The 9,721-nt window shown below is 68.9% G+C and carries 8 protein-coding genes; 6 read left to right on the top strand and 2 right to left on the bottom strand.

Translation table 11 applies throughout. From position 1 onward, the window contains the following. Both ACILQR_RS13595 and ACILQR_RS13590 read right to left on the bottom strand, forming a co-directional pair. A partial coding sequence (locus ACILQR_RS13595; RefSeq protein WP_395651934.1) for a DNA polymerase III subunit chi occupies positions 1 to 155 on the bottom strand: 155 nt, incomplete at its 3' end. Then, positions 155 to 1,627: a leucyl aminopeptidase gene (locus ACILQR_RS13590; RefSeq protein WP_395651933.1), complete on the bottom strand. Its 1,473-nt coding sequence runs from the start codon at positions 1,625 to 1,627 to the stop codon at positions 155 to 157. The genes ACILQR_RS13590 and ACILQR_RS13595, both read right to left, overlap by 1 nt. A 142-nt stretch (positions 1,628 to 1,769) precedes the next feature. Between ACILQR_RS13590 and ACILQR_RS13585 the strand changes: the two genes are divergently transcribed. The 6 genes from ACILQR_RS13585 to rsmA all read left to right on the top strand — a co-directional run. Then, on the top strand, positions 1,770 to 2,900 hold the full coding sequence (locus tag ACILQR_RS13585) for an LptF/LptG family permease (protein ID WP_395651932.1): 1,131 nt from the start codon (positions 1,770 to 1,772) through the stop codon (positions 2,898 to 2,900). Then, positions 2,897 to 4,033, top strand: a complete 1,137-nt coding sequence (lptG, locus tag ACILQR_RS13580; protein WP_395651931.1) for an LPS export ABC transporter permease LptG — start codon at positions 2,897 to 2,899, stop codon at positions 4,031 to 4,033. The genes ACILQR_RS13585 and lptG overlap by 4 nt, the downstream gene beginning before the upstream one ends. A gap of 47 nt (positions 4,034 to 4,080) precedes the next feature. Further along, positions 4,081 to 6,537 (top strand): LPS-assembly protein LptD, encoded by a 2,457-nt coding sequence (locus ACILQR_RS13575; protein ID WP_395651930.1) that lies wholly within the window; start codon positions 4,081 to 4,083, stop codon positions 6,535 to 6,537. A 76-nt stretch (positions 6,538 to 6,613) separates the two neighbouring features. After that, positions 6,614 to 7,960 (top strand): peptidylprolyl isomerase, encoded by a 1,347-nt coding sequence (locus ACILQR_RS13570; protein ID WP_395651929.1) that lies wholly within the window; start codon positions 6,614 to 6,616, stop codon positions 7,958 to 7,960. Positions 7,961 to 7,974: 14 nt separating this feature from the next. After that, complete coding sequence (gene pdxA, locus ACILQR_RS13565; protein WP_395651928.1) at positions 7,975 to 8,982, top strand: 4-hydroxythreonine-4-phosphate dehydrogenase PdxA; 1,008 nt, start codon at positions 7,975 to 7,977, stop codon at positions 8,980 to 8,982. Between the two features lie 8 nt (positions 8,983 to 8,990). Continuing rightward, positions 8,991 to 9,721: 16S rRNA (adenine(1518)-N(6)/adenine(1519)-N(6))-dimethyltransferase RsmA (gene rsmA / locus ACILQR_RS13560; RefSeq protein ID WP_395651927.1), on the top strand; the 731-nt coding region annotated here is incomplete at its 3' end.

Raw genomic sequence — 9,721 nt, 5'->3', positions numbered from 1 at the left:
TCGTCGATATCCTCCAGCCGATGGGCGTCGGCGACCTTCACCAACGCCCGCCAGCCGCGTTTCAACGTCCGGTCCAGCAGCTCCGGCAACACCTGATCCAGCGACGACCGCTCCAGGTGGTAGAACCAGAATTCAGGACCGGTCGCCTCTGACATCAGCCTTCGTACGAATCCGCCACCATCCGGTCCAGCGTGCGGACGCCGAAGCCGACGGGGCCGTCCGGAACGGTGTTCAGCGTCGATTTCGACACCCATGCCGTCGGGGCGATGTCGAGGTGCGCCCAGGGCGTGCCGTTGACGAAGCGTTGCAGGAAAAGCGCCGCCGTAATCGATCCGCCGGCCCGGCCGTTGCCCATGTTCTTCACATCGGCGATCGCGCTGTCGATATGCTTTTCGTACTGCTTCGGCAGGGGCATCCGCCAGAAATTCTCGCCGACCTTCTCCCCCGCCGCCAGGATCGGCCCGGCGACCGCCTCGTCGTTGGAATACAGCGCCGCATAGTCCAGCCCCAGGGCCACGATCGCCGCCCCCGTCAGGGTCGCCAGGTCGATCATGAATTTCGGCTTGAACCGGTCCTGGGTGTACCAGAGGGCGTCGGCTAGGACGAGGCGACCCTCGGCGTCCGTATTGATGACCTCGACCGTCTGGCCGGACATGGAGACGACCACGTCGCCGGGGCGCTGGGCGTTGCCGTCAGGCATGTTCTCGACCAGGCCCAGGACGCCGACCGCATTGACCTTCGCCTTGCGGCCCGCGAGCGCGTGCATCAGGCCGGCGACGGCGGCCGCGCCGCCCATGTCCCACTTCATGTCCTCCATGCCCTCGGCGGGCTTGATGGAGATGCCGCCTGTGTCGAAACAGACGCCCTTGCCGACGAAGCCCAGGGGCTGGGCACCCGGCTCGCCGCCGTTCCACTGGATTACGGCCAGCTGGCTCTCGCGACGGCTGCCCTGGCCGACGCCGAGCAGGGTCCACATCCCCAGCGCCTCCATCTCGGCCTCGCCGAGAATCTCGACCTTCAGGCCCAGTCGTTCCAGATCCTTGACCCGGCGCGCGAACTCGGCCGGGTACAGGACGTTGGCAGGCTCGGCGACCAGGTCCCGCGCGAACACCACCGCATCGGCCACGGCCGACATCGGCTCATAGGCGGCTTCGGCGGCGCGCAGGTCCGAGGTCACGATCCGCACCGTGGTCACCGAAGCGATCTTCTCGGGCTTCAGCGTCGTGCGGTACTTGTTGAACGTATAGGCGGCCAATCGCACCGCGAACGCGGCCCGCGCCGACTGCTCGGGCGTCAGATGCCCGAAATCCAGCGTCAGGGTCTCGGCCCCCGACAGCTTGACCGCATTGTACGCCGCGCCGGCCGCCGTCTCGACCCCGGCCTCGGTCAGGTCGTCCTTGCCCGTGCCGACCAGCAGCACGGTCTTGGCCTCGACCCCGCTGGGGCCGGCCACGACCAGCGTCGTGTTCTCCGCCCCCGTGAACCGGCCGGCCGACATGGCGCGGCCCAGGGCCCCACCGGTCGCCGCATCGTGTTCGGGGCCCTTGCCGGCCAGGACGCGGCCGTCGCCGACCAATACGGCCAGCACATCGGTGACGCCCGAAACGGCGACGAATTCGATCTTCATAAAACGCGACTCCAGCCGGACTGACAGGTCCGGTCTTCAATATTGTGGTGGGTCGGCCGGCGGTTGTCCGCGAGCCTCCCGGGTGTGTATTAGATGCTCCCCATCGCCCGCGCCCGCAACACGGGTGATCGCTTCTCGCTCCATGACCCTGATTCAACGCTATCTTTTCCGACAGATCGGCGTTCCCGTCGTGGCCGCCTGCGCCGCGCTGGCGGGAATCGGTCTGCTGTCGCAAAGCCTGGATCAACTGGAGGTGATCGTCGAACGCGGACAGAGCGTCTGGGTTATGGTCAAGCTGACCCTGCTGGCCCTGCCGCAGCTGTTTTCGGTCATCCTGCCCATCGGCCTGTTCGTCGGGGCCCTGATCGCCCTGACCCGGCTCCAGCGCGAACAGGAACTGACCGCCGCCTTCGCCAGCGGCATGACCCGCTGGAAGGTCATCTCCCCCGCTGCCCGCATCGCCCTGATCGCCACGGCCGTCACCCTGGTGATGACCGTCGTGATCCAGCCCTGGTCCCAGCGCACCGCGCGCGAACAGGCCTATGCCATCCGCACCGACCTCGCCGCCCTGCTGGTCGAGGAGGGCCGGTTCGTCCAGGGGCCCGACGGCCTGACCGTCTATGTCCAGCAGATCGAGCAGAACGGACTGCTCAAGAACCTGTTCGTCTATCTGGATGACGGCAAGGGCGGGGTACGCACCTGGGACGCGGCCGAAGCCCGCTTCGAACAGGTCCAGGGCCAGCACTTCCTGACCCTGACCAACGGCTCGATGCAGGAATATTCCTCCAACGGCGTCCTCAACCAGTTCTCCTTCGCCCGCTTCCCCTTCGACCTGACCCCCTTTACCGAAAGCCGCGAGACCATCCGCTACAAGCCCGCTGACCTGTGGATGGGCCAACTTTTCAACCCTTCGCCGGACATCGTCGCCGCCAGCGGCTCGCGCGGCGAGCTACTGGCCGAGGCTCATTCGCGGCTGTCCTCGCCCCTGTACGCCCTGACGGCCATGGCCCTGGCCCTGTCGGCCATCATGGGCGGCACCTTCAGCCGCACCGGCTACGGCTGGCGCATGGCCAGGGCAGCGGGGATATTCCTCGTCGTACGGGTGTTCGGCTATGGCATCGTGGCCGCCAGCGCCTGGAACGGTTGGCTCAATGTGTTCCAGTACCTGCTGCCCCTGGTCGCGGCGGCCCTCGCCCTGCGGATGCTGTTCCGCGCGCTCAGGCCTCGTCGACGCACTCCGGCTCTCGACCGTCTGAAGGCGAGGTTCGCATGAGGATTTCCCTGCGCGGCGACCACACGCCGATCCGCCTGCGGCTCGGCCGTATCGAACGCTACGTCCTGATCCAGCAGCTGCGCGCCCTCGGCGTGGCCCTGGCCGTCATCGCCGCCCTGGTGATGCTGATCGACTTCGTGGAGATTTCCCGCGGCCTCGGCTCCGACACCGACCTGTCGGGCCTGCGCATTCTGGGCCTGATGATGCTGAAGTCACCGGCGGTGATCGTGCAGCTTCTGCCCTTCGTCTTCCTGTTCGGTACCCTGTCCGCCTTCGTCGGTCTGAACCGCAGGTCCGAGTTGATCGCCATGCGCGCGGCCGGGGTCTCGGCCTGGCGGTTCGTCCTGCCGGCAGCCGCCTGTGCGCTCGTGCTCGGCGTCCTGACCGTCACCGCCATCGGCCCCCTCGCCGCCTCGGCGGACGGCCTGTTCCAGCGCGAGCGGGCGCGTATTTCCGGCTCGGTCGCCGGGTCCGCAGACCGCGAGGCGGTCTGGCTGCGCGAGGGCGAGGGCCAGCGCCAGATGGTCATCCGCGCCGGTCGTCAGGACCGCGCCAACGCCCGACTCCTGGACGTGACCTTCTTCATCTACGCGACCGACCCCGAAGGCCGCCGCGCCTTCTCAGAGCGTATCGACGCCAAATCCGCCGCCCTCAGCGCCGGTCGCTGGCGGCTGGTGGACGCCGTCGGGGCCCAGACCGGCCAGCGCGCGATCCGCTACGCCACCCTGGACCTGCCCTCCAGCCTGGCCGACGAAGAGGCGTTCGAGCGGTTCGCCCGACCCCAGTCGACGCCGTTCTGGTCCCTGCCCGGCCAGATCCAGCGCATCGAGGACGCAGGCTTTTCCTCCACCGCCTATCGCCTGCGCCTGCAACAGCTGCTGGCCACGCCCCTGATGTTCGCGGCTATGTCCATCCTGGCTGCCGCCTTCTCGCTGAGACTCATGCGGCTGGGCGATCTGGCCAAGATGGCGGTCAGCGCCGTGGTCCTTGGCTTCGCCTTCTTCTTCCTGAACCAGGCTTCGGCCGCCTTCGGATCGGCCGAGGTGGTGCCGCCCTTCCTGGCCGCCTGGCTTCCGGCCGTGCTGACGGCGCTCGCCGCCTTCACCTTGCTGTTCTATACAGAAGACGGCTAAGCGACCCCGCAGGCGGGGGCCTGACGACGAACGAGCGGATACCGGTCTTGAAGCAGCGTAACGGCAGCGCCTCCCAGCGGCAGGGGTCTCGCACCCGGCTCCTCGCCGGCGCGGCCCTGTTCGCCTGCCTGCCTCTCGCCTTCGCAGCGTCTGCCCAGGCCCAGACCTCGCCCGCCACCACGCCTGCCTCGGACCAGCCCGGCCCCGATGGCCTGCCGCCCCGCGCCGTCTACATCGAGGCCGGCTCCGCTAGCCGCGAGGGCGACGTCATTTCGGCGCTCGGCGATGGCGAACGTGTCCTGGCCCGTTTCCAGTCCCACACCCTGCGCGCCGGTCGCGTCACCTACGACATGACCTCCGGTGCCGGAACGGCCGATGAGCGGGTCGAACTGACCAGCCCCGAAGGCGACGTCGTCTACGCCAGCCATCTGGAGCTCGATTCGGACCTCAGGGCCGGGGTTGCCGTCGATTTCGCCACCCGGCTGTCGAACGGGGCCAGCCTGATGGCCGCCACCGCGGTCCGCCGCTCGGCCAACGTCAACGAACTGAACTACGCCCTCTTCACCCCCTGTCCGATCTGCGACGCCGAAGGGAACCCCAAGACCCCCTCGATCTCGATCCAGGCCGAGAAGGTCGTTCAGGACGAGGAACTGCGCGCCATCCTGTTCCGCAACGCCCTGTTCCGCGTCGGTGGCGTCCCGGTGTTCTGGCTGCCTGCCTTCGCGGTGCCGGACCCGACCGTCGAGCGCAGTTCCGGCTTCCTGGTGCCGTCGGTCAACTATGACGAAGGGCGCGGCCTCTCGGTCGAGGCCCCCTATCTGCACGTCGTCTCGCCGTCCGAGGACTGGCTGATCAGCCCCCAGTTCAACACCGACGTCCTGCCCCTGCTGAACCTGCAATGGCGCAGGCGCTTTGCCGACGCCTCGATCGTGGCCCGTGGCGGCTATACCTACGCGCAGAATTTCGGCGACTTCGATCTGGACGGCGACGGCCGCGCCGAGAGCAACGTCGACTTCGGCGATCGCACCAGCCGCAGCTATCTGCTGGCCCACGGCCGCTGGGACCCCGCCGGTCCCTGGCGCGCCGGATTCACCGCCGAGCGGGTCTCGGACAAGACCCTGTTCGACCGCTACGACGTTCGCGACCCCTATCAGGACAACGGCCTGTACTACGGCGACCAGCGCCGGCTGATCAGCCAGCTCTATGCCGAGCGCCAGACCGCGCGGTCCTATGTCTCCGTCGCCGCCTTCTCGATCCAGAGCCTGCGCGTCGATCAGTTCAACCCGATCACCCCGGCGCTGAACATCTTCGAGGACGACAATACCCTGCCGCTCGTCGCGCCCCTGGTCGATGCGCGCTGGGAGCCGGTGGAGCGGATCCTGGGCGGCCGCCTCCGGCTCAAGGGCTCGGCCGTCGCCCTGTCCCGCGACGCCTATGTCGGCGCGCCGGTGCTGCGACCCCAGATCGTGCCCGTCGGCCCCACGACCGGCCTCGGCGGCGTCGACAGCCGTCGCCTGACGCTCCAGGCCGACTGGCGCCGCGTCATCATCACCCCGGGCGGAATCCGGTTCGAGCCCTTCCTCGACACCCGCGCCGACTTCTATTCGGTGTCAGACCTGCCGCGGATGCTGGGGCTCGACAGCGACGCCATTACGCGCGGTCGGGTCACGGCCGGAATCGACGTCGCCTATCCGCTGATCAAGCGGCTCTCGGCGACCTCGGACATCGTCATCGAGCCCCTGGCCCAGCTGTCGATCTCGAACAAGCCCAACCTGGATCCCCGCATCCCGATCGAGGACACCCAGACCTTCGAGCTGGACGAGACCTCCCTGTTCCGCGTCGATCGCCTGCCGGGCTATGACGTCTACGAGGGCGGTGGCCGTCTGACCGCCGGGGCGCGCGCCACCCTGCGCTGGGACGAAGGTCGCACCGCCAGCCTGTTCATCGGCCGCAGCGTCCGCTCGGACGAAGAGGGCGCCTTCCGGATCCCCGTGCCCGACGCCCCCGGACGGCTGTATGATCCCTCCGGCCTGGCCTCGACCACCTCCGACTGGGTGGTCCAGGGCAGTTTCGCGCCGACCCAGGGGATCCGGGGCTGGGGTCACGCCACCCTGGACAGCTCAGGCAACGTCCGCCGCGCCGAGGCCGCCGTCGACGCCACCTGGGGCCGACGCAACGTCGCCGCCGTCAGCTATATCGTCGATCGTTCCAACCCGCAGTCGGGGCCGCTCAACCGGAACTACGAATTCGTCCAGCTGGCAGGCCAGCAGTTCGTCTACGGCAACTGGGGCGTGGCGGTCACGGGCATCGCCGATCTGGAGCGCGACCTGATCACCCGCTCGGAGGTCGGCCTGCTGTTCGACGACGACTGCTTCCGCTTCGAGATCGGATTCCGCCAGGACAACACCCGCGTCAGGCCGTCGGGGCCGTCCGAGGGGGTCTATGTGCGCCTAAACCTCGCCACTTTTGGCGGTACAGGCTATGAGCGAGACGACAGGCGCTGAGCAAGGCGCTTGATGGGGCGCGACCTCCCCGAATATGGGGTCGAGACCGCGCCGCTTTGAGGAACCAGGACTGACCATGCGTTTGATTCGTTGTTCGACCGGCGTCGCCCTGGCCGCGCTCGTCGCCGGGGGCGCGCTCGCCCAGACCACGCCGGTCCAGACCCCAGCGCCCGCCGCCGCCGGGACGCTGAACCCTGCTGCCGAACAGACGCCCGCGACCGCGCCGGCCGCCCCGCCGCAGTTCCAGCTGTCCGAGGGCATCATCGCCACGGTCAACGACCAGATCATCACCTCCTTCGACCTGCGCCAGCGCATGCTGATGATCATCGCCATGAGCCAGGTCCAGCCGACCGAGGAGAACATCCCGGCGATCCAGCAGCAGGCCCTGAACGCCCTGATTGAGGAACGTCTCCAGGTTCAGGAGATCGCCAAATACCCCGACCTGACGATCACCGACGCCGAGGTCGATGAAGAGGTCGCCCGCATGGCCGAGGACGCCGGCACGACCCCGGCCAACTACATGCAGTTCCTCGAACAGGGCGGCATCCGTGCCCGCAACATGCGCGAACAGCTGCGCACCGAGATCGGCTGGCGCGCCCTGGTCGGCGGCCGCTTCAACAACCGCGCCAAGGTGTCCCGCGCCGCTGTCGATCAGGCCATGCGCCAGGTCACCGAGGCCGCCTCCAAGCCCCAGTACCTGATCGGCGAAATCTATATCGAGGCCGCCCGCGTCGGTGGCCAGCAGGCCGCCGTGACCGGTGCCGACCAACTGGTCCAGCAGATGGTCGCCGGCGCGCCCTTCCAGGCCGTCGCCCGCCAGTTCTCGGCCGCCCCGTCCGCCCCGCGTGGCGGCGACGCCGGCTGGGTCGTCCAGGGCACCGTCCAGCCCCCGCTCCAGGCTGCTCTGGATCAGCTTGAGGTCGGCCAGTTGTCGCGTCCGATCCCGGTCGAGGGCGGCGTCTATATCATCTACATGCGCGACAAGCGGTCGGGTGCCGCCACCAGCCTGGTGACGCTGAAACAGATCATGATCGAGGCCCCCGAGACTGCCTCGCCCGAGACCGTCGCCGCGGCCACCGCCCGGCTGGAGGCTCTGCGTCCTCAGCTGACCTGTGACACCATGCTGGCCCGCGCCACCTCGGAACAGGGCCTGCTCGGCTCCGACCTGGGCGAGGCTGACGTCGCCAACCTGGCACCTCAGTTCCAGCAGGTCGCCCGGACGTCGGAGGTCGGCACGGTCTCGACCCCGGTCCGTACCCCGCTGGGCGTCCATCTGGTCGCCGTCTGCGGTCGTCGCGTCGGCGGCGCCGACGCCCCGACCTATCAGCAGGTCGAGGGTCGTCTTCAGAACCAGAATCTGGCCATGCTGGCGCGACGCTACATCCGCGACTTGCGTGCGGACGCCCTGATCGAAATGAAGTAAGCCCGGAGACCTCCATGCCCCCCTCCGAGGATGTCCGGCCCCTGGTCCTCACCCTCGGAGAACCGGCCGGCGTAGGTCCGGAGATCGTCGCCGCCGCCTGGCGTGCGCTCAGCGCGTTCGGCGCGCCCTTCGCCGTCATCGGTGATGCCCGGCTCCTTGCCGACTACGCGCCGGTGCAGACCGTCACTGAACCATCGGATGCGACCGCCGTCTTCGCCCGCGCCCTGCCGGTCATCGACCTGCCCCTGCCGGCCCCGGTCAAGCCCGGTCGCCCCGACCCCGCAAACGCGGGCATGGTCGCCGACTGGATCGAATACGGCGTCAACCTGTGCCTGTCAGGCCAGGCGTCCGGCCTCGTCACCGCGCCCATCGCCAAGGCGCCGCTCTATGCCGCCGGCTTCCGCTTTCCGGGCCACACCGAATTCATCGCCGAACTGACCGCCGACGTCCCCATGCCCGGGACCCGGGGGCCGGTGATGATGCTGACGGCCCGCGACCTGCGCGCCTGTCTGGTCACAATCCACGTCGCTCTCGATCAGGTGCCCGAACTGGTCACCACCGAGCGCGTCACCCGCACCGCCCGGGTCGTCCACGAATCGATGAGGCGCGATTTCGGCCTGACCTCCCCCCGCATCGCGCTCGCCGCCCTCAACCCCCACGCCGGCGAAGGCGGGGCCCTGGGTCTTCAGGAAATCACCGTCCTGAAGCCCGCCGTCGATATCCTGCGCCGCGAAGGGCTGAACATCACAGACCCCAGACCCGCCGACAGCCTGTTCCACGATGAGGCGCGCGCCACCTATGACGCCGTCGTCTGCCTGTACCACGACCAGGCCCTGATCCCGGTCAAGACGCTGGACTTCTGGAGCGGCGTCAACGCCACCCTGGGCCTGCCCATCGTCCGCACCTCCCCCGACCACGGCACCGGCTTCGACATCGCCGGCAAGGGCCTCGTCCGCCCCGACAGCCTGATCGCCGCCATCCGCCTGGCGTCCGAGATGGCGGCGGCGCGGGCGGCGGGCTAGACAGCGATGTGACCGACCTTCCCCCTCTGCGCGAATCCCTCGAAGCCCATGGCCTGCTGGCCAAGAAGAGCTTCGGTCAGCATTTCCTGCTGGACCTCAACATCACGCGAAAGATCGTTCGCCTCGCCGGGCCGTTCGAGGGCCGCGCGGTGATCGAGGTCGGCCCCGGCCCCGGCGGCCTGACCCGCGCCATCCTCGAAAGCGACGCCGGCCCGGTCGTGCTGGTGGAGAAGGACCCCCGCTTTGTCCCCCTGCTGAGCGAGCTCGACGACGGTTCCGGCCGCCTGACCATAGTCCAGGCCGATGCGCTCAAGGTCACCGAGGCCGACCTGACCGCCGGTCCGACCCATCTGGTCTCCAACCTGCCCTACAACGTCGGCACGGCCCTGCTGATCAAATGGCTGACCGGCCCGTGGAGCCCTTGCGCCCTCACCCTGATGTTCCAGAAGGAGGTCGCGGAACGCATTGTGGCGGCCCCTGGAGACGATGCCTACGGCCGCCTCGCCGTCATCTCGCAGGCCGTCGCCGAAGCCCGCATCGTCATGCACCTGCCCGCCGCCGCCTTCACCCCGCCGCCCAAGGTCGCCTCCGCCGTCGTCCACCTGATTCCCCGTGCCGACCGCCCGGACCGCGACACCCTGAAGCGGCTCGAGACAGTCACCGCCGCCGCCTTCGGCCAGCGCCGCAAGATGCTGCGCTCCAGCCTCAAGACCCTGGGCGGCGCAACCCTGTGCGAAGC

The organism is Brevundimonas sp. (genome assembly GCF_044239655.1).
Classification (GTDB): Bacteria; Pseudomonadota; Alphaproteobacteria; order Caulobacterales; family Caulobacteraceae; genus Brevundimonas.
Note: the sequence above shows the minus strand (reverse complement) of the source record. Positions and strands in the feature narration are given on the sequence as shown.

Bases quoted from the DNA above. Each gene is read 5' to 3' on its own strand.
- ACILQR_RS13590 (WP_395651933.1), bottom strand. From the start codon at position 1,627: ATGAAGATCGAATTCGTCGCCGTTTCGGGCGTCACCGATGTGCTGGCC.
- ACILQR_RS13585 (WP_395651932.1), top strand. From the start codon at position 1,770: ATGACCCTGATTCAACGCTATCTTTTCCGACAGATCGGCGTTCCCGTC.
- lptG (WP_395651931.1), top strand. From the start codon at position 2,897: ATGAGGATTTCCCTGCGCGGCGACCACACGCCGATCCGCCTGCGGCTC.
- ACILQR_RS13570 (WP_395651929.1), top strand. From the start codon at position 6,614: ATGCGTTTGATTCGTTGTTCGACCGGCGTCGCCCTGGCCGCGCTCGTC.
- pdxA (WP_395651928.1), top strand. From the start codon at position 7,975: ATGCCCCCCTCCGAGGATGTCCGGCCCCTGGTCCTCACCCTCGGAGAA.